The organism is Candidatus Symbiopectobacterium sp. 'North America' (assembly GCF_015762685.1).
Lineage (GTDB): Bacteria > Pseudomonadota > Gammaproteobacteria > Enterobacterales > Enterobacteriaceae > Symbiopectobacterium.
The window spans coordinates 1-21,241 of record NZ_PEHF01000042.1 but is presented as its reverse complement, the minus strand read 5'-3'; the positions used below and the strand labels follow the sequence as shown (position 1 = coordinate 21,241).

Below are 21,241 nucleotides of genomic sequence, written 5' to 3'. Positions count from 1 at the left end.
AGATACCAATAAGTGCAACATTTTCCATGATGGCCTCTCCTGAAAGAAAAACACCCTGTCAGCGTACCACTACAGGGTGGGGGTGACCATCTCATTAGCCCCTGAATCAGGGGCTTTTATTTTGGTAACAAACTTATCTAAAACAGTTGTTTCCGCCTACTTCCAGTCATCCCCGCCCACCATCGTCATTCCTGCGAAGGCAGGAATCTCGCACAAGGGAAACGCGTTCTTTCTGACAGAGATCCCCGACTTTCGCCGAGGATGACGGATGCGAGTTTGTTATTTCCACCGAGGACGACGGGGCTGGCACTCTATTTCTTATTACTTTTTTACTGCGAACGGCTGCGTTTAAAACGTTTCCCAATTTTGGGGGCAGGTTTTTGCGCAGCTAATACCGGCACTGGGCTGGCGGCTACCGGTTTGCGTACCGTCACAGCTTTTGGCACTGATCCCACCGTCGCCAATTGGAAGATAGAAACGATCTGATTGAGATAACGTGCCTGCTCTTCCAGCGAAGCAGAAGCGGAAGCCGATTGTTCAACCAACGCCGCGTTCTGCTGTGTCACGCTATCCATTTCCACCACGGCCTTGCCCTACCTGGCTAATCCCTTTGCTCTGTTCGCTCGATGCAGAAGCAATCTCACCCATGATGTCCGTTACACTGGTCACCGCTTTGACGATATTCTCTATTGCGCTACCTGCCAGCGCCACCTGATCCGAGCCAATTTTGACATTATTGACGGATTCATCGATCAGCGTTTCAATCTCTTTCGCCCCCTGAGCGCTGCGCTGGGCCAGGTTACGCACCTCTCCTGCCACTACAGCAAAACATCGCCCTTGTTCGCCTGCGCGTGCGGCTTCAACGGCCGCATTCAGCGCCAGGATGTTGGTCTGGAAGGCAATGCCGTTAATCACGGAAATGATATCAGCAATTTTTTGCGAGCTGCTGCTGATCGTGCTCATGGTTTTGATCACACCGTTAACGATATCACCGCCTTCATTTGCAGTCTGCGAAGCATTCTTCGCGACCAGACTGGCCTGATTGGCGTTATCCGCATTTTGTTTCACCACTGCGCTCAACTGCTCCATGCTGGCAGCCGTTTGCTCTAACGCTGATGCCTGCTCTTCGGTACGCGATGAAAGATTGGTGTTGCCCGACGCAATTTCCCCGGCGCTGCGATAAATTTCTTCTGCACTACCGCGAATATCCGATACGGTCTTCACCCAGTTGTTCTGCATTTGCTGAACGAAAGGAGCCAACCTGCCAACACAGTTTTTCCCCATCTGCTCCAAAGGCGTATGCAAAATGCCCTCAGCCAATACTTCCAGGTGCTGCTGAATGCGCTCCAACGGACGAACCACGAACGCCGCCAGATAGCGATCGGTCAACACCACAATTACCGCGCCTATGGTCAGTGCGGCAATCAGGATACGTTTGCACCACTACACCCAACCGCTAATGCGCTTCTGTGCCTGCTCTTTCAAATCAGCGATAACCGCGTTTTATTTGTCGATAGCCGTCGTGAAATCAAGACGCAGTTCGCGATAAGCGCCACTGGAAATCTGTTGAAAGGTATCCGCACGCTCGCCTTTCAACGCCTCATACATCGGAACCATGGCCTGACTATACAGCCGATAGGAGCTTTTATAGATTTCATCTACCGTCGCGTTATTGATATTGGCGTGATCGGTCACCTTAAAAGTGTCCAGGCCCAGTTTTAAACGGGCCAACTCTTCCTCTGCCGTGCGCAATTCAGTAGCGAGTAACGTTGGGTTGTTACTGGTTTTCGCTTCAGCGGCGCGATCCAATGCGCTTTTCGCACGGTAATATTGACCGATGGCACCATTGATAATGTCGCCGTTGATTTGCTGTACGTTGGTGAGATCAATTTCATCGTTAAGCTGGCTAAGCGAGTAGAGAGCGAACGCCCGAAACACAGCCCCACAGCAAGCAAAACAGGATCAGGATAAGCAACAGGATGGTTCTTATTTTGGCATCGCGGATAAAATTCATAATATTTGCCCTGGAAAGGTAATGATTAGGGGTTCATCGGGGTGAACCAAATTCATGCTTCCTTGCGTGGAAACCGCGCAAGTCTACCTGCGGGCCGTGATTGTCCATAGTTGTGTAACGCTCAATGCGTTAAGGTTATCGACATGTTATTGATACACTTGATGGTTACGTTAAAATATTTTTATTATAATTAAAAAAACATGTAATTTAGCGGTGGGTACCAAGAGGGACAGCAGAGGGTAATACAGCATACTCGGTAACAGGCTGGCGCCTGTTACCGTTGCGTTGTCTAGAGAGCAACTTAGTCGCGAAAGAGATCGTCCCGGCAGTAGGGTTCTGTCTCACCCAGTTTGCGGGTTTTCAACAGCTTCAAAATCCAGGTGTACTGCTCCGGGTTCGGGCTGACCAATTGTTCGACTTCTTCATTCATCCGGCGTGCAATCTGGACGTCATCCGCCTCAAGTAAATCATCCATTGGAGGACGGATCACCACATCCAGTACCCCTTCTGCGGCGTTATACACCGGAAACAGCGGTACCACGGAGGCTTTACAGACCTTCATCAAACGACCGATAGCGGGTAAGGTAGCTTTGTAGGTGGCAAAAAAATCAACAAATTCGCTGTGTTCAGGACCGTGATCCTGATCGGGCAGATAATAGCCCCAGTAACCATTACGAATTGAGCTCACAAAAGGCTTGATGCCATCATTTCGGGCATGAACTCGACCATTAGTACAAAGGCGTGCGCTGTTCCACAGATAATCCACCAGCGGATTTTTTTGATTATGCATCATTGCCGCAATTTTTTGGCCTTTGGCAGAGATCAGCATGGCGGGAATATCAACGCCCCACCCATGAGGCACCAAAAAGATGATATTGCGCTCTTGCTGCTGAAGCGCTTCGACGGTTTCCCAACTGTGCCAGCGCAGTTTTTTCTGCACATAAGCCGGACCACGAACCGCCACCTCGGCCATCATCACCATCGCCTGCGGTGCGGTAGCAAACATCCTGTCGATAATCGCTTCCCGCTTCGATTCCGACAGTTCAGGAAAACAATAGAGCAGATTGATTCTGGCTCGTCTTCTCGCGCCTTTGGCAAACCGTCCTACCAGTTTGCCCAACTGTCCTAAAACCGGGTCGCGCCAGCGAGCGGGTACATAAGCGGTTGCCGCCATGGCTCCTGTGGCTAGCCAGACTCCCCAATAACGCGGTAGATAAAATTCGCGTTTAAACTCGGGGATAAACTCAGCGCTATTTTTTTTCTCTGTATTCATGCCTTAACTCTTCATATACAACATAGGGTAATGATAATTGTCCGGTCAGGTTTTGCAATCATCTTACCTATAAACGCATGACGGGTATAAATAAAACAGCCGACAGCAAGCTGTCGGCTGAAGATTAACAATGCCAGATATTAATCAAACTTGAGCAGCGGAGTCACCTCTCTGACCTGCGACAGATACTCGCGACGCTCCTGACCCGCCAACCCTTCCGAGCGCGGTAGTTTCGCCGTCAACGGGTTCACCGCTTGCTGGTTGATCCAGAACTCATAGTGCAAATGTGGGCCAGTTGAGCGTCCGGTATTGCCTGAGAGCGCAATACGATCTCCGCGTTTCACTTTCTGTCCGGGTTTCACCAGCAGGCGATTTAAGTGCATATAGCGCGTGGTATATTGGAGCCCGTGACGGATCTCAACGAAGTTGCCAGTATCCGGCCCGCGCGATGCGGCTACCACTTCACCATCCCCAACCGACAGCACCGGAGTCCCTACTGGCATGGAAAAATCCACACCACGGTGCGGCGTCACTCGCCCGGTGACCGGATTGAGACGACGCGGATTAAAATTCGAAGAGACGCGGAATTGCTTCATGGTAGGGAAACGCATGAAGCCACGGGTTAACCCTGACCCTTCCCGATCGTAGAACTTGCCGTCTGCCGCGCGGATAGCAAAGTAATCCTTATCGCCAGTGTTAAGACGAACACCGATCAATTCGCTCTGTTCACTGCGGCCATCGAGAATTTCCCGAGACAGCAATACCGAGAAATTATCGTCTTTGTGCAGTTTGCGGAAATCGAGTTGCCATTGCAGCGCCTTGATCACCGCACTGACTTCAATGTCAGTCAACCCCGCCGCTTTGGCGCTCTGCACAAAACTGCCACTCAGGCGGCCGTTGATAACGCGGTTGTGCCACTCCCCTTTCTGCATCTCAACACGTTCTTTAAAACCGTTATCACCGCGCTCGTAGATACGGGTTTCTCGGCGCGAAATCTGCCATGTCAGGCTCTGCAACTCACCGTCATCGTTGACCGCCCAGGAGAGTTGCTGCCCGATTTTGAGATTACGCAGGTCGTCGTGTTTATCAGCCAGCAGCGACACGTCAACCATATCAATGCCGTACTGGGTTAAAATACTGCTCAGCGTATCACCCGTCGACACCACATATTCATGCACACTGCTGTCATCACTGCCGGTAGTACCCAGCTCATCCGCTGGAATCGCCACTGGCGGCGTCGGTTGCTCTATGCTTTCGCTATCCATCGGCTCACTAGCCTCAGGCGCGAGCGTCTGTGGTTGCGTAACGGTTTGAATGGGTGTGAGAACAGTGTTAATCGGGGCTTCTTTGACGGTAACAGGCGTATCATCAGCGGGGGGATAGACAACAGGCCGCCAAACGGCGACAGCCAGGGTGATGACACTCAACGACCCCAGCATTATGCGATGGGGTCGCGGCAAGTTGTTATACGCTATAGCGATAGTTCGGACTATCTGCTGCACTTATCGGCATCCTCATGATCTCTTCTCCAGGCAGCGGCTATACTGATCGGACAGCTGTAACAGAAACTCGGCATAACTGTCCTTACTTAGTGCAATGTTGCTTCCCAATGGATCCAGTACGCCAGTGCGTACATCCGTACCTTTGGCAACAGCGTTGATAACCGTTGGCCTGAATTGTGGCTCAGCAAAGACACATACAGCCTTCTGCTCAACCAGTTGTGTTCGTATCTGGTGTAAACGCTGTGCACCGGGTTGAATGGCTGGGTTGATAGTGAAATAGCCTAGCGGGCTTAACCCGAAATGCTTCTCAAAATAGCCATAGGCATCGTGAAACACGAAGTAGCCCTTCCCCTTGACAGGTGCCAGCATATTAATAACTTTTTCTTCTGTCTGCGCGAGTTGATCTGTAAAATTAAGCAGATTCGCGTCTAGTTTGTCTTTCTTTTGTGGCATTAGTTCCAATAATTTTGCATGAATTGCGATTGCAGTCTGTTTTGCCATCTCCGGGGACAGCCAAATGTGCATATTGTACTCGCCGTGATGATGCCCTTCGTGGGCGTCTGCGTCATCATTTGCGCCATGGTCGTGGTGAGCATCAGCATTTCCATGCGCGTGTTCATGCTCGTGTTGATGATCGGTGTCATCATGATCTGCGGCGTCATGATGCTCGTGCTCTTCCGCTTCAGCATGCTCATCCTCGTGATGCTCACTCTCTTTTATCAGCGCGCTCTGAATGGCAGGCAAGCTTGCCAACGAAATCTGTGGTGCGGCGGAATGGGATGCCAGCGGCTTGGTTAAAAAGGCTTCCATTTCCGGCCCAACCTAAATAACCAGCTCTGCCGACTGTAAACGCTGGACATCGCTCGGGCGCAGGGCATAATCGTGAGGAGATGCGCCATCCGGCAATAGCACCTCCGTTGGCGTTACCTCATCGGCGATGGCCGCCGCGATGAACCCGAGAGGACGAACGGAAATAACGACCGCCACCTGAGCACTTTCAACAGTGATACCCGCAAAGAAACAGTGATACCCGCAAAGAATAGTGCACCCGCGACAAACAGGGCTTTCAATTTTTGTTCATTTGGCGATTTTTTCGGTGTGAAGCTGGCTGGCATCCGTGTTTTCTCATTCATTTACCGTTAATTTTGTAATATTATAACGTCACAGACACTATGCAAACTAAATTTTATGTCTACATTCGTTTCGCTCGATCGCATTTCCGTCGCCTTTGGTGAACGTAACGTGCTTAGCGACATTTCGCTAAACCTGCAATCGGGCCGCATTCTCACGCTGCTTGGGCCCAATGGCGCAGGAAAATCCACGCTGGTACGCGTGGTGCTCGGACTGCTGTCGCCCACGGCAGGCACCCTGCACAAGCAACCGAATTTACGCATTGGCTACGTGCCACAAAAACTGCATCTGGATGTTACCCTGCCCTTGGCCGTGGGTCGCTTTATGCGGTTACGTCCTGGCGTTAAGCAACAGGATATTTTGCCTGCGCTCAAGCGAGTACAGGCCGCTCGTTTGTTGGATCAACCGATGCAAAAGCTCTCGGGTGGCGAGACACAGCGGGTGTTGCTGGCACGTGCGCTACTCAATCAGCCCCAATTGCTGGTGTTGGACGAGCCGACACAGGGGGTGGATGTCAACGGACAATTGGCAGTGTACGACCTTATCAACCAGTTGCGGCAGGAGTTTAACTGCGGCGTATTGATGGTTTCGCACGGCTTGCACTTGGTGATGGCTAAAACCGACGAAGTACTGTGCCTGAATCAGCATGTGTGCTGTTCCGGTGCGCCAGAGGTCGTCTCTCTGCATCCTCAATTTCTCGCCATGTTCGGCCCGCGTGGCGCAGAGCAACTGGCGGTATATCGCCGCCACCATAATCATCGTCACGATTTAAATGGACGCATTATTTTAAAACGACAGGGCAGCAACGACGCATGATTGACATTTTGCTCCCCGGTTGGCTGGCCGGTATTTTTCTCGCATGCGCGGCGGGTCCGCTCGGTTCGCTCGTGGTCTGGCGACGTATGTCTTACTTCGGTGATACGCTGGCCCATGCCTCTCTGATGGGTGTTGCCATCGGTTTTCTGCTGGATATCAACGTCTATTACTCTGTGATTCTGGTAACACTGCTGCTGGCACTGGGATTGGTGTGGCTTGAACGACGCCCGTATCTTGCCATCGACACGCTGCTTGGCATCATGGCGCACAGCTCGCTGTCGTTAGGACTGGTGGTGGTTAGCCTGATGAACAACATTCGTGTTGATTTGATGGCCTACCTATTTGGTGATTTGCTGTCGGTAACGACGCAGGATTTGTGGTTGATTGGACCGGGCGTGCTGGTGGTGATTGCCATCATGTGCTGGCAATGGCGTTCATTGCTTTCCATGACCATCAACCAGGAGTTGGCATACGTAGACGGTGTCAATTTACAGCACACCCGTTTAATCCTGATGCTGGTAACCGCCTTGACCATCGGGCTGGCAATGAAATTTGTCGGTGCGCTGATCATCACTTCATTGCTGATCATTCCTGCCGCCACCGCGTGCCGTTTTGCGCGCACGCCGGAGCAGATGGCGGGGTTGGCGGTGGTACTGGGGATGCTCGCCGTGACCGACGGCCTGATCTTCTCCGCCTTTTACAACACCCCAGCGGGTCCTTCTGTGGTGCTCAGCGCCTCGTTTCTGTTTATGCTGAGTCTGATTCGCAAACAACCCGCCTGAAGGCGGGTCAGGTTCTATCGATACCGAAATGGCGATACGCGTGCGCGGTGGCAATACGTCCGCGCGGAGTACGCTGAATAAAGCCCTGCTGAATCAGGTAAGGCTCTAGCACATCTTCAATGGTTTCCCGCTCTTCACCAATGGCCGCCGCCAGATTATCCAGACCCACCGGCCCACCGGTAAATTTATCGATGATGGCCAGCAGCAGTTTACGATCCATATAATCGAAGCCTTCCGTGTCTACCGCCAGCATATCCAACGCCAGCCTCGCAGTTTCGGCATTGATGGCTCCACTCGATTTTACCTCTGAGTAATCACGGACCCGTCGCAGCAAACGGTTGGCAATACGTGGTGTGCCGCGAGAGCGTCGAGCCACTTCTAACGCCCCCTCATCGGTAAGATTCAGCCCAAGGCATGCCGCGCTGCGGCCGACAATATGCTGTAAATCCTCGACCTTGTAGAATTCGAGCCGTTGCACAATACCAAAACGATCGCGCAGTGGTGACGTCAAAGAGCCAGCACGGGTCGTCGCGCCAATCAGGGTAAACGGAGGAAGATCGAGTTTAATCGAACGCGCAGCGGGTCCCTCACCGATCATGATATCCAGTTGATAATCTTCCATCGCGGGATAGAGCACCTCTTCCACCACGGGCGATAATCGGTGGATTTCATCGATAAACAACACATCATGCGGTTCAAGGTTGGTCAACAGTGCGGCCAAGTCGCCGGCTTTCTCCAACACCGGGCCTGATGTGGTGCGCAGGTTCACGTTCATCTCATTGGCAACGATATTGGCGAGCGTGGTTTTTCCTAAACCGGGCGGACCAAAAATCAGCAAGTGATCCAGTGCATCACCCCGTTTACGTGCCGCCTCAATAAAGATTTCCATCTGCTCGCGCACCTGAGGCTGTCCGACGTATTCCGCCAGCATGCGCGGACGGATCGCACGGTCAATGATCTCTTCTTCAGGCATTTCTTGCTCAGAGATCAGGCGGTCGGCTTCAATCATGGCAATCCCCTTACAGTGCCGCACGCAGCGCTTCGCGGATCAGCGTCTCACAGTCCACACCGGGTCGCGCGATTTTGGATACCATCCGGCTGGCTTCCTGCGGTTTATACCCCAAAGCCACCAGCGCTGAAGCCGCTTCACTTTCCGGATCTTCTTCTGGCGCTGCGGTGGATGCTGAACTGCTGAAAGGAACATCAATGGTAGCGGGATTAAACAGGTCTCCACTCATACTCTTGAAGCGGTCTTTCATTTCTACTACCAACCGCTCTGCCGTTTTCTTTCCGACGCCCGGCAGTTTGATCAACGTAGCGATCTCTTCTCGTTCAACGGCCCTCACGAACTGCTGCGCGGACATCCCTGAGAGGATTGCCAGCGCCAGTTTCGGTCCAACGCCGTTGGTTTTAATCAACTCACGAAATAACGCACGTTCTTGCTTGTTGTTAAAACCAAACAATAACTGTGCATCTTCCCGCACTACAAACTGGGTGAAAATGACCGCTTCCTGGTTCAAATCGGGCAGTTCATAAAAGCAGGTCATCGGCATGTGGACCTCGTAGCCAACCCCGTTGACTTCGATCAGCACCTGCGGCGGTTGTTTTTCCAGAATAATGCCTCTGAGACGACCAATCACGTTGACTTTCCTTTTCGTTACGTTAAAACCTTTTTGCTAGTTTATAGCATAAAAAAGGCTGGATGAATATCCAGCCTGATGTTCAACGCAGTCGCCCGCGCACTAAATTCAACCTGTCGGGGCCGATACGTGTCAGATTCTGACTCAAATGACAGTGCGTAATGGCGATGGCGAGCGCATCGGCGGCGTCCGCCTGCGGACTTGCTGACAGCTTCAGCAAGGTACGCACCATGTGCTGCACCTGACTTTTTTCTGCCGCGCCGGTGCCGACAACCGTCTGTTTTACTTGCCGGGCAGCGTATTCAAAAATGGGTAACCCTTGATTGACACCCGCCACAATCGCCACGCCGCGCGCCTGCCCCAGTTTCAGGGCTGAATCCGCATTTTTGGCCATAAAAACTTGTTCAATCGCCAGACAATCGGGCTGAAACTGGGTGATTATCTCGCTCACCCCAGCATAAATCAGCTTCAATCGCGTAGGGAGATCGTCCACCCCGGTGCGAATACAGCCGCTGCCGACATAGCTGAGCTGAAGCCCTTGCTGGCGAATAATGCCATATCCGGTAACGCGTGAACCGGGGTCGATGCCAAGAATTAGCGCCATAGCGCACGCCCCCTGTAGACGCGTTAACCACAAGCTGCGAAAACACCATTACAGTGTTGCCGCTACCTAGTCGGAAATTTCACCGTTGTGATACACTTCCTGCACATCATCAGAGTCTTCCAGCATGTCGATCAGACGCATCAGTTTCGGTGCGGTATCGGCATCCATGTCGGCATTGGTCGACGGGATCATGAATACTTCTGCGGATTCGGATTTCAGACCAGCAGCATCCAGCGCATCTTTCACCTGACCGAAGGTTTCCCACGGCGTAAAGACGTCAATCACGCCGTCGTCGTAGGTCACGACGTCATCCGCACCGGCTTCCAGCGCCGCGTCCATCACTTGATCCTCATCCAAGCCCGGCGCATAAGAGATAACGCCTTTTTTGGTGAATAGATAGGAAACAGAACCATCGGTGCCCAGATTACCACCGCATTTGGTAAAGGCATGGCGTACTTCGGATACGGTACGGTTACGGTTGTCACTCAGACATTCCACTATCACCGCCGTGCCGCCAGGACCATAACCTTCATAAATGATGGTTTCCATGTTGTTGTCTTCATCACCACCGACACCACGCGCAATAGCACGGTTCAGGGTATCGCGCGTCATGTTGTTGGAGAGCGCTTTATCGATGGCCGCACGCAGACGCGGGTTGGAGCCTGGATCACCGCCGCCCAAACGCGCCGCTGTCACCAGTTCGCGGATAATTTTGGTAAAGATTTTGCCGCGTTTTGCATCCTGCGCCGCTTTACGATGTTTTGTGTTGGCCCACTTACTATGACCTGCCATAAAAATCTCCGAAAAAAGCCTCTTCAGGCCGGATAAATAACAAATTCTTCAATCGCCTGCCGGTTGCTCCACGATTTGGTCAGTTGCGCCGCTAACCAACGGTAGGCAAGATGCTCGGTGAGAATCACCTCGCGTTCACTCGGCAACGCCAGACAGAACCAGTGTTCCATTTTGTGCGTGATGCCAGGGGCATAGCGACGTCTCAAATGAGCAAAGAGCTCAAACTCGACACAGCGCTGACAGTCAAACAGTGATAATCCCTCAGCGGCGATATCGATGTTAACTTCTTCTTTCACTTCGCGCTGCGCGGTGAGCGCCGCAGTTTCACCTTCCTCAAGGCTGCCGGTAACCGACTGCCAAAAATCGGGATCGTCGCGACGCTGAAGCATCAGCACCCGTCCGGTATCCTGAGCATAAATAACGATCAGGGCCGAAACGGGACTCTTATAAGCCATCGGCTGTTACTCCACATCCTGCACAGGTTTTGCTTTCGTCACCACGGCAATAGACAGTTCTTCCAAGGCTGCCGGGTTGGCGTAACTCGGTGCCTCCGTCATCAGACAGGCTGCTGCGGTGGTTTTTGGGAAAGCGATCACGTCACGAATGTTTTCAGTACCGGTCAACAGCATCACCAGACGGTCCAGACCGAACGCCAGACCAGCATGCGGCGGTGTACCGTATTTCAATGCATCCAACAGGAAGCCAAATTTTTCGCGCTGTTCCTGCTCGTTGATGCCCAGAATACGGAACACCGTCTGTTGCATGGCGCTGCTGTGAATACGCACGGAACCACCACCCACTTCATAGCCGTTAAGAACCATATCGTACGCGTTAGCGATGGCGGAAACCGGGTTACTTTCCAGGGCTTCAGGCGTCATATCACGCGGTGAAGTAAACGGGTGATGCATGTCGGCCAACCCGCCTTCGCCATCGTCTTCAAACATCGGGAAGTCGATGACCCACAGCGGTTTCCAGCTTGCCAGATTGGTCAGGCCGAGATCGCGTCCCAGTTTAAGACGCAGCGCACCCAATGCATCCGTCACCACTTTCGCGCTATCTGCACCGAAGAACAGAATGTCTCCGTCTTCGGCTGCCGTGCGCTCCAAAAGCGCTGCCAGCAACGTTTCATTCAGGAATTTAGCCACCGGACTGGAAATGCCTTCGAGCCCTTTCGCCTTCTCGTTCACTTTGATATAGGCGAGACCCATGGCACCGTAGAGCTCGATAAATTTGCCGTATTCATCAATCTGTTTGCGGCTCAATTGCGCACCGCCCGGTACGCGAATCACCGCTACACGGCCTTTGGCATCGTTCGCCGGGCCGGAGAACACTTTAAAGTCGATCGTTTTAAGCAAATCGGCGACATCCACTAGTTCCAGCGGGTTACGCAGGTCAGGTTTGTCGGAGCCAAAACGGCGCATGGCTTCAGCAAACGTCATGATCGGGAAATCACCCAGATCGACGCTCAAAATCTCTTGCCAGAGCTGGCGTACCAATTTCTCCATCACTTCACGCACCTGTGGTGCCGTCATAAAGGAGGTTTCGACGTCAATCTGGGTAAATTCCGGCTGGCGATCCGCACGCAGGTCTTCATCACGGAAGCATTTTACAATCTGGTAGTAACGGTCGAAACCGGACATCATCAGCAATTGCTTGAACAACTGCGGCGATTGCGGCAGCGCATAGAATTTGCCCTTATGCACCCTGCTTGGCACCAGGTAATCACGCGCTCCTTCCGGCGTGGCTTTGGTCAGCATCGGCGTTTCAATATCCAGAAAATCTTGGCTGTTCATAAAGCGACGCACAAAGCTGGTAATACGCGCACGGGTTTTTAACCGCGTCGCCATTTCAGGGCGGCGTAAATCGAGATAGCGGTATTTTAAACGCGCTTCCTCGGTGTTGGTTTGATTGGCGTCCAGCGGCAGCGGTTCTGAGCGGTTGATAATCGTCAGCGCGGTCGCAAACACTTCCACTTCGCCCGTAGACATATCTTTATTCACCTGGCTTTCAGGGCGCGCACGCACCACGCCGGTCAGTTGAATGCAGAATTCGTTACGCAGTTCTGACGCCAAAGTGAAAGCATCCTGCCGATCGGGGTCGAAAAACACCTGGACCACGCCGTCGCGGTCACGCATATCGATAAAAATCAAACCACCCAGATCGCGGCGACGGTTAACCCAACCGCACAATGTCACTTCCTGGCCCACATGGGACGCGTTTAGTTGTCCACAATATTCAGTACGCATTACGATGTCCTTTTGAGCAATCACGCTAGAAACCATCTCAACGAGATATAATCACACCTACAACAACCACGTCTGAGAGCACCGGCCAGCCCGCATCGTCACAGTGAGCGCAAAACGCAGGCTCCATAAAACCCATCGGCGCTACAAAACACACGGGTTCCACAAACACAGCGGCGTTTCCCCACACATCCGATCACAACAGTGTTTTTTTGCGCGGAATGGTTGTTCTGGATTGCTGTTCAGTAAAAAAAGGTGGCTATTATAAAGGATATTCCCCGGAACGATAAGAGTGAAGCGGTTTCCGGGCAGTGATATGTCGCAAGAATTGTGAGAATTCCCCCTCGGTAAAAAAATGTTTTACTGTCTCTCACTCTGTTAATGGGTTGCAGAGGAATGTTTATTAGCTTACCACAATGGCAACATCCCACCTGGCACAAGTTCGGACTGCGCACGCTGGCTGACTACACGCTGTATTTCAACTGTGTGGAAGGCAACACTACGTTTTATGCGCTACCCAGCGCCGACAGCGTATTGCGTTGGCGGGACATGACCTCTGACAGTTTCCGTTTCTGTTTCAAATTTCCCGCCACCATCAGCCATCAGGCGGGGGTGCGCCACTGTGAAGAGGAAACGCGTCAGTTTTTTCATTGCCTGCAACCGCTCACCTCGCGTGTTGGACAATTCTGGTTGCAGCTTCCTGCGGCCTTTTCGCCCGAGCAACTCCCCGATTTATGGCGTTTTCTCGATACGCTGCCGCAGGAATTCAGCTACGGCGTGGAAGTTCGCCACCTTGCATTTTTTGCCAAAGGTGAGAATGAACGCCAACTGAACCAAGGGCTTGCGCAGCGCGCTATCGACAGGATCATGCTCGACAGCCACCCGGTACACCACGCGCCGCCGGATACGCCCGCCCTGCGGGAAGCCCAACGGAAAAAACCACGTTTGCCGGTTCATGCGCTGTTGACCGCACAACAACCCGCCATGCGTTTCATTGGTAATGAAGATATTGCAGACAATTTGCTCTGGTTTGCACCCTGGGTTGATAAACTGAAACTCTGGCAGGGGCATTCTCCGTATCTATTTATCCATACGCCTGACATTGGCAACGTACTCCCACTGGCACAGGCAATATGGCCGTTGTTAGAACCGGTTATCGCTGCCTGTCCGCCGCGCCCTGACTGGCCGCAACAGGACACCTTATTTTAAACAAAGATAAAACAGCAACGTATTAAAAGACTTTTTTAGCATTTTTTATTATAACTTAAGGTTTTGAAATGTTTTTTTTTAAAAGCAGACATTACAGGCGACAGTCTGACAGCAGACAGCTATCATTCTGCCAGCCGAAGTCGGTTAATATTTTCTGTCAGGCAATGTTTGCCCGACAATGGAGTGGAACATGGTAAGCGCGCTCTATGTGGTGCTTAGCGCATTGTTGCTGGTAAAACTGTCTCTCGATGTGGTGAAACTGCGTATGCAATACCGCGTAGCTTACGGAGACGGTGGTTGTTATGAATTACAGACCGCCATTCGGGTGCACGGTAATGCCTTAGAATACCTCCCCATCGGCGCTATTCTTCTGGTGCTGATGGAAATGAACGGTGCGTTGATCGTCATGATCCACCTGTGCGGTATGTTGCTGATTATTGCCCGACTCTTTCACTACGTGGGCTTGCGTCAACGTGAATTCCGCTGGCGTCGTACCGGAATGGCCGCTACCTACACTTCACTGGTATTGATGTCGCTGTTCAATCTTTACTACCTTCCCTGGGAATTGGTGCTCACGCTGTATTAACCGTGCATGTGGCTTTGGTACGTCGTACGTGCGATGGCGCGCCGTAAGGAAACAGACTTTCTTCTCGGTATTTGCTAGACTGTGTCACCTTTTTTATTAACCGCACTGTAATTTCGTGTCCATCATGCCAAATCGCGATACGCTTTTTTCTGTTCCCATTGCCCACCTCGGTGACTGGACCTTTGACGAACGCGTCGCTGAAGTCTTTCCCGATATGGTTCAGCGCTCCGTCCCCGGTTATTCGAATATAATTTCCATGATCGGCATGTTGGCCGAACGTTTCGCCAAACCCGATACCCAGATTTACGATCTGGGCTGCTCGCTGGGAGCCGCTGCGCTGTCGATGCGGCGTAATATTCAGGCCACGGGCTGCAACATTATCGCCGTTGACAACTCACCCGCGATGATTGAACGCTGTCGCCGCCACATTGATGCTTTTCGCGCTGCCACCCCCGTCCAGGTGATCGAGGCTGATATCCGCGATATTGTCATCGAGAATGCCTCCTTGGTGGTGCTCAACTTCACCTTGCAATTCCTGGCACCGGAAGAACGGCAAACGCTGTTAACGCGTATCTATCAAGGCTTGAACCCCGGTGGTGGGCTGGTGTTATCGGAGAAGTTCGGCTTTGAAGATAACAAGGTAGGTGAGCTGTTATTTAACATGCACCACGATTTCAAACGGGCAAATGGCTACAGCGAATTAGAGATCAGCCAAAAGCGTAATATGCTGGAAAACGTCATGCTGACCGATTCAGTGGAAACCCATAAATCTCGTCTGGCAAAAGCTGGATTTCAACACAGCGAAGTGTGGTTCCAGTGCTTTAATTTTGGTTCGTTACTGGCGCTAAAAGCTGAGGATAAGGCGTGATCGATTTCGGCAATTTTTATCAGCTTATTGCAAAAGGTCCATTGAGCCATTGGTTAAACACGCTGCCAGCCCAACTGAGTGCATGGCAACGGGAATCACTGCACGGCAAATTTAAACAGTGGTTCAATGCTGTTGAAGCCTTGCCTGAACTAATACCCTCGCAGCTAGATGTGCAACACAGCGTCACCGCCGCGTTACAGCCGGATCTCAGCAATGGACAGCGTGAAGGGCTGGAAGTGCGCCTGCGTCAACTGATGCCGTGGCGTAAAGGCCCCTATTCGCTTTATGGTGTTAATATTGACACCGAATGGCGTTCCGACTGGAAATGGGAGCGGCTGACGCCTCACATCAGCGCCTTACAGGGCCGTCTGGTGCTGGATGTCGGCTGCGGCAGCGGTTATCACCTGTGGCGCATGGTTGGTGCTGGTGCGCATCTGGCCGTGGGCATCGACCCGATGCAGCTTTTCGTCTGCCAATTTGAAGCCGTACGCAAACTGCTAGGTAACGATCAACGTGCGCATGTATTGCCTCTTGGTATCGAACAACAACCAGAACTCGCCGCCTTTGATACCGTGTTCTCCATGGGCGTGCTTTACCATCGCCGCTCGCCGCTCGATCATCTGTGGCAGTTGAAAAATCAGTTGGTTTCCGCCGGAGAGCTGGTGTTGGAAACGCTGGTTATCGAGGGCGATGAGAATGCCGTGCTGGTACCGGGCGAGCGTTACGCACAAATGCGCAATGTTTACTTTATTCCCTCAGCCCCGGCACTGGTCCGCTGGTTGGAAAAGTGCGGTTTTGTCGATGTGCGTATCGTCGATCATTGCGTCACTACCCTCGAGGAGCAGCGCAGAACCTCATGGATGACCACGGAATCACTGGCCGATTTTCTCGATCCTAACGATCACTGTAAAACCTGCGAAGGTTACCCCGCGCCATTGCGTGCCGTGATCGTGGCACGTAATCCGTAGCATCTCGCCCCGGCTTTATGCTGGGGTTTTACTATCTATTTATCGCAACATTTGGCCCGGGTCCAGAATCTGCTTTTTGATATTTCTGACTGCGCTTTATATTTACTTTCGGAAAATTTCATAATGCATAATCACGTTACATGAAACAAGGCGATAACCTGATATAAAAATTATTATTTTCCTCATATCATCCCCTCACTTATCAAAAGGGAGTCATCAATATGATATCGTCCACATCGAGTGCTACGCATTCGACTCACTCAATTTCTTAATCCCAGAATTCTTCACACGAAAGCACTGGGACAGAGTCAACATTGGGGCTGGTAAAAAACAAAAGTTATCTTCGATAATGCCCAATCACGCGCCTGTATTGAAAAACAAGTTCATCTTAATCTGTCAAAAGATGATATTAATAAACTGACTCAGTCAAGTGAGAGTAAAAACCCCAGTATTGGCGAGCGAGTAGGTCGAGAAATCGATCGATTCGTGCCAAAAGTTAAAAGAGAAACTGAACGTGTTGAGCAACAAGTTGAAAATGAGGTCAAACGTAGCGCGGACAAAATAGCCAAAGAAGCTAAGCATTTTTTTAGAAAGTTTTAACATTCATGAGTTGTGGAATCAATATCAGTGCTTTTGATATCACTAAGCGAACAGTAATTAACCCGGAGGTAGAAAAAGCGTCTTTATAATATTTCAGCGACATTAACCCAAGTGCGTATTGCAGCCCTCCCGCTCGCAGGATATAGTGATGGTCCGGTGTTATCTGCGCCGCCATCCGCGGAAAGGGCTGCGCTCAAGACAAGTAGGCAACCTCAAGGTTACGACTCCCCATCTGAATGCGTATAAGGTATTGGAAAGGAGTTCGTATGTCTGTACACCCGATAAGTAATTGTCACATCAGACTGGTTCAACAGCGCAAACGCGCAAAAGAACTGTTGCAACGCCTCAAAACAGGCCTTGAGCCAGAAAAATTAGTGCTACTTCATCGCCTTAATCCAACGTCCGACTTAACCCTTGCCAGCGCACAGTGGTTAATTGCGCGTGATGTAGGGTTCGACAGTTGGCCGAAGCTCAAAGCGCATGTTGATCCATAGCATTTGCCCTGCGTCATCCCCATTTCGCTGCTGATGATGAAAGCAAAACCCAGCACTGGCTTTGTGGCAATGATATTGAACACAGTCTGCGACTCGCGGGTTTTCACGGCACATTTCATAGCTATACAGACCCACTGTCTATGGGGCCCGTTCAGGACATTCCCTTTGCCGACTACCGCTCGGCTCGCTGCACTTTTATCCAGCAGGCATTTAAGTTGGACGCCGATAACGTCATCCGTCGTTTTGACAAGGAACAGGCGCAGTGGCAACGTTTGTCTGATGCTGAACATGCGGTGTTGTGGTGCGAAGCCGACCCTTACGACCAGTTGTTTCTGGTCCGCACACTCTCAACACTCGAAAACAACCACAAAAGCTCGAGCTTATCGCCGTTGACAATATACCCGGCGTGAAGCATTTTATTGGACTGGGGCAGTTATCACCCGATTTATTGGCCTGGCTCTGGACACAACGCAAGATGGTGCCTGCCGATGCGATAACACTGGCGCACCAAGCCTGGTCTGCCTGGTGCGCCCCCTCGCAGGCAGCGCTCTTTACGTTTGCTCAGCGTGAACACGCCGCATTACCTTATCTTTCGCGTTCCTTGCGCCGATTATTGCAAGAATTGCCGGGTATCAACGACGTTCTTTCTCTGACCGAACGCCTGTCATTAAACTGTATTGCGCAATCGGGCCCATCAGTCTCAGAAATATATTCAGAGAACTGATCAGCCATCGTGATCCGCTGCCTTATATGGGTGACATGATGTTCTATTCTGCCATCAGACCATTGATAACAGGTGCAAACCCATTGTTACGAATTAGCGCAGCAGCAGATACAGAAGCCCAGCAGATGGTGGAATTAATGCCGCTCGGCAAGGACATACTTCAAGGCAGCGCTTATTGGCTTGATTTTGCATCACAGCCTCGCTGGGTAGGCAGGGTTTGCCTTACCCCCCGAGAGGCACACTGGGCCGTGGACAATAATAGGCATCCAGTTTGGCGGGATTCGTAGTGTAGTTTTCAATGCAAGCAGAGTAAATAATCATCGCGGTTATCATCCACGGCCTTCTGGTCGGGGTTTGTGATGCACTGCATTGAATTTTTACAGTGGTGCGCCTTTTAAAGAAAAAATTGGTAATCATATAGTTGTTACTCGACTCGGAACTGCATGGGAAATCATACAATCTGAGTATTTCCTTTTTTTGATATCACTTACACCTCTGCATAGGAGAACATAGTAAAGGAAACTCAGTTTGTGCGGGGGATTACTATGTTCACGATTAAAAATAACGATCTTTCACATTCAGCATCGTTAATGAACACAACGCCAGCGCTGCCTACTATAAGTTCGAATAGATGTTCTCGCGTTGTGGCATCATCGCCGCGGACTGAAGAGTATTATGCTATCTGGGCTTCATGGAAAAAAAGCCTCAGCAGGTTTAGGTGAACAACGAGACGTGCCAGTAGCGCGAATGCATGACTCTCTGGAAAGAAAAAATGACTTTCTTGATCTAAGCAAATTGAATCTGAAATCATTCCTGCGCACATCAAAAAAATGAATATATCAAGAAATTTTTTATGCAATTTACCTGATAATCTACCTGAAGAACTTAGAGAACTAAACGCCAGTTGTAATACACTTACCGCGCTACCAAACAATTTATCCACACTAAATTTATCCGACAATAATTTTGATAAATTCCCCCCACGATTGCCTGCATCTATCTCGCACTTGTTTATGAAATCTAACAAACTAAATGGTGAGATTAATAACCTTCCTAATTCACTTCTCTATTTGGACTTGTACTATAATAAAATAAACGTTTTATCTGAAAACCTCCCCCCTTAATCCAACATATAAACTTAAGCCTCAATAAATTACACCAATGACCTAAATTTTAACAGAATCAATAACATTTATCGATCTACGCGTCAACGAATTACGTAGTCTACTTGATAACTTACCCAATTCCATACAGCACCTGGATTTAAGAAATAATAAATTAGATAATCTCCCTGATAACTTGCCAACTTCAATTGAACAGCTAAACTTGGGTTTTAATCGGCTTAATAAATTACAGAATAACTTACCGAATTCATTTCAATGTCTAAAACTACGGAACAATAAAATCAATAGACTGCCGGATAGATTATCCAAATCAATTAAATATATAAACCTGAAAAATAATCTATTAAGCAACCTGCCTGATAATCTTCCCGATTCCATTGAGCATCTTAACGTGAAGGGTAATCAATTAAATGCGTTACCAAGCAAGCTTCCATGTTCAATCCAACATCTGAATTTAAAAAACAATTCAATAAACCACCTTCCCAAATCCTTTCCATGCTCCATTCAATACGTAGATCTTAGAAATAATAATTTACAACACATCCCTGACAGCATCAAGTATAAAAATATAACAGTCCTAACCCAAAACAACCCATTCTGGAATACTTTCCCTTCGCAATTATTTAAAATCTGCAATAGCGTTAGTAAATACACTTTTAAATAGTTATAATAAATCTCAGCTTTAGAGCCATTTTTCATAATTGTTTTTTATATTGAATTCAACGAGGGAAGCGTAACATGAAAACCTTATATTATATTGACGAGTAAAAATCATGAATTATGTTACTAGTACCAATTTATTACATGTTACCCCGCAAATAAATAATTTTGAAACTACACATTCCTTTCAGGCAGGTAATATTTCTGAATCTACGCAAACTCAACCGAGTAAGGAGCAGTATCAAGCTATCTGGTCAACATGGGAGAACAATGCTCCTCAAGGTTGAGGAGAACTACGAAACGTCGCAATGTTGAGAATGCAAGATTGCCTTGAAAGGGGAGGCACTTCTCTTGACTTAGCTGATCTAGAGCTGAGTTCATTACCCGATATTATCCTCGTTCAGCTTATAGCGTTAAATGTTTGCAACAATAAACTTGATAAATTACCAACTCGACTGCCTGAAAACCTTCAACAATTATTCGTAATGAACAATTGCCTGACGATTTTACCCGAAACACTTCCTAAAAATCTCACTTTCTTATCACTTTATAATAATAGCCTAGTGTCATTACCTAAAAACCTACCCGAAAGCATCTCTGAATTATATCTATGCCAAAATGCCTTAAAGAAATACCCCGAAAACTTACCGCCTTCCGTAATGTATTTAGATCTAAGTAAAAATAACATCGAAGGGGCAATCACAAACTGCCCTCAGAAACTACAAAGAATAGATTTAAGTTATAATAAAATTGACAATGTCTTGTGCAAATTATCTAAAAAAACCAAATATATTGACTTAAGATATAATCAAATAAAAGAAATACCTGACAGCATCATGAATTTGTCACACAAAACCGATATTGATCTTCTTGGCAATCCTCTTTCAGTAGAAACTCTTCAGAAATTGCGCCTCACCGACCAAAATTCAGATCATTCAGGACCAATAATTGTATACTCGATGGTATAATTCAAGAAAAAACACTTCGTTGCGGGTGACTATTAAATGAATTTTCACACTCCAGGCCATAAAACACCTTATCCTCGGTGCCCAATTTGCTTGCACGTTATTAGGAGAAAATTTTGCTTATTATTTACTTTATGCCTTTTTCTCCGTTGATATAATGGGTTATAGGCAATGTATAAGAAAAAAATCTATGGTCACCCCCGCTTTTGCAACACTGATTTTCGATTGATGTTGGGCTTGCTTAAA

Annotated in this window: 20 protein-coding genes and 2 pseudogenes; 11 read left to right on the top strand and 11 right to left on the bottom strand. The window is 49.6% G+C overall.

Features of this window, described 5'->3' with window-relative positions; all coding sequences use genetic code 11:
* Positions 1–329 precede the first annotated feature (329 nt).
* The 4 genes and pseudogenes from CS369_RS24585 to znuA form a co-directional block, all read right to left on the bottom strand.
* Positions 330–2,014 (bottom strand): annotated as a pseudogene (locus CS369_RS24585) (methyl-accepting chemotaxis protein).
* A gap of 301 nt (positions 2,015–2,315) precedes the next feature.
* Positions 2,316–3,287, bottom strand: a complete 972-nt coding sequence (lpxM, locus tag CS369_RS09805) for a lauroyl-Kdo(2)-lipid IV(A) myristoyltransferase (RefSeq protein WP_196906936.1) — start codon at positions 3,285–3,287, stop codon at positions 2,316–2,318.
* A 140-nt stretch (positions 3,288–3,427) separates the two neighbouring features.
* Entirely contained in the window at positions 3,428–4,789 is a 1,362-nt protein-coding gene (mepM, locus tag CS369_RS09800; protein ID WP_196906935.1) for a murein DD-endopeptidase MepM, read from the bottom strand.
* Positions 4,790–4,801: 12 nt separating this feature from the next.
* Positions 4,802–5,830, bottom strand: a pseudogene (gene znuA / locus CS369_RS09795) (zinc ABC transporter substrate-binding protein ZnuA).
* Positions 5,831–5,977: 147 nt separating this feature from the next.
* Between znuA and znuC the strand changes: the two are divergent.
* A complete protein-coding gene (gene znuC, locus CS369_RS09790) occupies positions 5,978–6,736 on the top strand; it encodes a zinc ABC transporter ATP-binding protein ZnuC (protein WP_196906934.1) in 759 nt (252 codons plus the stop codon).
* Positions 6,733–7,518 (top strand): zinc ABC transporter permease subunit ZnuB, encoded by a 786-nt coding sequence (gene znuB, locus CS369_RS09785; protein WP_196906933.1) that lies wholly within the window; start codon positions 6,733–6,735, stop codon positions 7,516–7,518. The genes znuC and znuB overlap by 4 nt, the downstream gene beginning before the upstream one ends.
* A 7-nt stretch (positions 7,519–7,525) precedes the next feature.
* Here the strand turns inward: znuB and ruvB are convergent, their stop codons facing one another.
* The 6 genes from ruvB to aspS form a co-directional block, all read right to left on the bottom strand.
* Positions 7,526–8,527 carry a Holliday junction branch migration DNA helicase RuvB gene (ruvB, locus tag CS369_RS09780; protein WP_196906932.1) on the bottom strand — a complete coding sequence of 334 codons (1,002 nt, stop codon included), beginning with the start codon at positions 8,525–8,527 and terminating at the stop codon, positions 7,526–7,528.
* Positions 8,528–8,537: 10 nt separating this feature from the next.
* On the bottom strand, positions 8,538–9,158 hold the full coding sequence (ruvA, locus tag CS369_RS09775; RefSeq protein ID WP_196906931.1) for a Holliday junction branch migration protein RuvA: 621 nt from the start codon (positions 9,156–9,158) through the stop codon (positions 8,538–8,540).
* A gap of 82 nt (positions 9,159–9,240) precedes the next feature.
* Positions 9,241–9,762 carry a crossover junction endodeoxyribonuclease RuvC gene (gene ruvC, locus CS369_RS09770; protein ID WP_196906930.1) on the bottom strand — a complete coding sequence of 174 codons (522 nt, stop codon included), beginning with the start codon at positions 9,760–9,762 and terminating at the stop codon, positions 9,241–9,243.
* Positions 9,763–9,828: 66 nt separating this feature from the next.
* Complete coding sequence (locus CS369_RS09765; RefSeq protein WP_196906929.1) at positions 9,829–10,554, bottom strand: YebC/PmpR family DNA-binding transcriptional regulator; 726 nt, start codon at positions 10,552–10,554, stop codon at positions 9,829–9,831.
* A gap of 23 nt (positions 10,555–10,577) precedes the next feature.
* Entirely contained in the window at positions 10,578–11,009 is a 432-nt protein-coding gene (gene nudB / locus CS369_RS09760) for a dihydroneopterin triphosphate diphosphatase (protein WP_196906928.1), read from the bottom strand.
* A 6-nt stretch (positions 11,010–11,015) separates the two neighbouring features.
* Positions 11,016–12,800 (bottom strand): aspartate--tRNA ligase, encoded by a 1,785-nt coding sequence (gene aspS / locus CS369_RS09755; protein ID WP_196906927.1) that lies wholly within the window; start codon positions 12,798–12,800, stop codon positions 11,016–11,018.
* Positions 12,801–13,193: 393 nt separating this feature from the next.
* Here aspS and CS369_RS09750 point away from each other — a divergent pair, with 393 nt between their 5' ends.
* The 7 genes from CS369_RS09750 to CS369_RS09720 all read left to right on the top strand — a co-directional run bounded on the left by CS369_RS09750 (position 13,194) and on the right by CS369_RS09720 (position 18,246).
* A complete protein-coding gene (locus tag CS369_RS09750; protein WP_196906926.1) occupies positions 13,194–14,006 on the top strand; it encodes a DUF72 domain-containing protein in 813 nt (270 codons plus the stop codon).
* Between the two features lie 190 nt (positions 14,007–14,196).
* Positions 14,197–14,592 (top strand): MAPEG family protein, encoded by a 396-nt coding sequence (locus CS369_RS09745; protein ID WP_196906925.1) that lies wholly within the window; start codon positions 14,197–14,199, stop codon positions 14,590–14,592.
* A gap of 124 nt (positions 14,593–14,716) precedes the next feature.
* Complete coding sequence (cmoA, locus tag CS369_RS09740; protein WP_196906924.1) at positions 14,717–15,460, top strand: carboxy-S-adenosyl-L-methionine synthase CmoA; 744 nt, start codon at positions 14,717–14,719, stop codon at positions 15,458–15,460.
* Positions 15,457–16,428, top strand: coding sequence for a tRNA 5-methoxyuridine(34)/uridine 5-oxyacetic acid(34) synthase CmoB (gene cmoB, locus CS369_RS09735; protein ID WP_196906923.1), 972 nt, complete (start codon positions 15,457–15,459; stop codon positions 16,426–16,428). Before cmoA ends, cmoB begins: the two co-directional genes overlap by 4 nt.
* An 866-nt stretch (positions 16,429–17,294) precedes the next feature.
* Positions 17,295–17,522, top strand: coding sequence for a hypothetical protein (locus CS369_RS09730; RefSeq protein ID WP_196906922.1), 228 nt, complete (start codon positions 17,295–17,297; stop codon positions 17,520–17,522).
* Entirely contained in the window at positions 17,519–17,932 is a 414-nt protein-coding gene (locus CS369_RS09725) for a DUF1835 domain-containing protein (RefSeq protein WP_196906938.1), read from the top strand. The genes CS369_RS09730 and CS369_RS09725 overlap by 4 nt, the downstream gene beginning before the upstream one ends.
* Positions 17,929–18,246, top strand: a complete 318-nt coding sequence (locus tag CS369_RS09720) for a hypothetical protein (protein ID WP_196906921.1) — start codon at positions 17,929–17,931, stop codon at positions 18,244–18,246. Before CS369_RS09725 ends, CS369_RS09720 begins: the two co-directional genes overlap by 4 nt.
* A 673-nt stretch (positions 18,247–18,919) precedes the next feature.
* Here the strand turns inward: CS369_RS09720 and CS369_RS09715 are convergent.
* Positions 18,920–19,189, bottom strand: a complete 270-nt coding sequence (locus CS369_RS09715; RefSeq protein WP_196906920.1) for a hypothetical protein — start codon at positions 19,187–19,189, stop codon at positions 18,920–18,922.
* A gap of 954 nt (positions 19,190–20,143) precedes the next feature.
* Between CS369_RS09715 and CS369_RS25135 the strand changes: the two genes are divergently transcribed.
* Together CS369_RS25135 and CS369_RS09705 are read left to right on the top strand one after the other, a co-directional pair.
* Positions 20,144–20,317 (top strand): leucine-rich repeat domain-containing protein, encoded by a 174-nt coding sequence (locus CS369_RS25135; protein ID WP_196906919.1) that lies wholly within the window; start codon positions 20,144–20,146, stop codon positions 20,315–20,317.
* A 21-nt stretch (positions 20,318–20,338) separates the two neighbouring features.
* Complete coding sequence (locus CS369_RS09705; RefSeq protein ID WP_196906918.1) at positions 20,339–20,998, top strand: hypothetical protein; 660 nt, start codon at positions 20,339–20,341, stop codon at positions 20,996–20,998.
* Positions 20,999–21,241 lie beyond the last annotated feature (243 nt).

Excerpts from the sequence above, each read along its gene's own strand:
- ruvC (WP_196906930.1), bottom strand. The coding sequence starts at position 9,762 with ATGGCGCTAATTCTTGGCATCGACCCCGGTTCACGCGTTACCGGATAT.
- CS369_RS09745 (WP_196906925.1), top strand. The coding sequence starts at position 14,197 with ATGGTAAGCGCGCTCTATGTGGTGCTTAGCGCATTGTTGCTGGTAAAA.
- CS369_RS09705 (WP_196906918.1), top strand. The coding sequence starts at position 20,339 with ATGTTGAGAATGCAAGATTGCCTTGAAAGGGGAGGCACTTCTCTTGAC.
- znuB (WP_196906933.1), top strand. The coding sequence starts at position 6,733 with ATGATTGACATTTTGCTCCCCGGTTGGCTGGCCGGTATTTTTCTCGCA.
- aspS (WP_196906927.1), bottom strand. The coding sequence starts at position 12,800 with ATGCGTACTGAATATTGTGGACAACTAAACGCGTCCCATGTGGGCCAG.
- CS369_RS25135 (WP_196906919.1), top strand. The coding sequence starts at position 20,144 with ATGAATTATGTTACTAGTACCAATTTATTACATGTTACCCCGCAAATA.
- cmoA (WP_196906924.1), top strand. The coding sequence starts at position 14,717 with ATGCCAAATCGCGATACGCTTTTTTCTGTTCCCATTGCCCACCTCGGT.
- lpxM (WP_196906936.1), bottom strand. The coding sequence starts at position 3,287 with ATGAATACAGAGAAAAAAAATAGCGCTGAGTTTATCCCCGAGTTTAAA.
- CS369_RS09750 (WP_196906926.1), top strand. The coding sequence starts at position 13,194 with ATGTTTATTAGCTTACCACAATGGCAACATCCCACCTGGCACAAGTTC.
- CS369_RS09730 (WP_196906922.1), top strand. The coding sequence starts at position 17,295 with ATGTCTGTACACCCGATAAGTAATTGTCACATCAGACTGGTTCAACAG.
- znuC (WP_196906934.1), top strand. The coding sequence starts at position 5,978 with ATGTCTACATTCGTTTCGCTCGATCGCATTTCCGTCGCCTTTGGTGAA.
- CS369_RS09765 (WP_196906929.1), bottom strand. The coding sequence starts at position 10,554 with ATGGCAGGTCATAGTAAGTGGGCCAACACAAAACATCGTAAAGCGGCG.
- nudB (WP_196906928.1), bottom strand. The coding sequence starts at position 11,009 with ATGGCTTATAAGAGTCCCGTTTCGGCCCTGATCGTTATTTATGCTCAG.
- ruvB (WP_196906932.1), bottom strand. The coding sequence starts at position 8,527 with ATGATTGAAGCCGACCGCCTGATCTCTGAGCAAGAAATGCCTGAAGAA.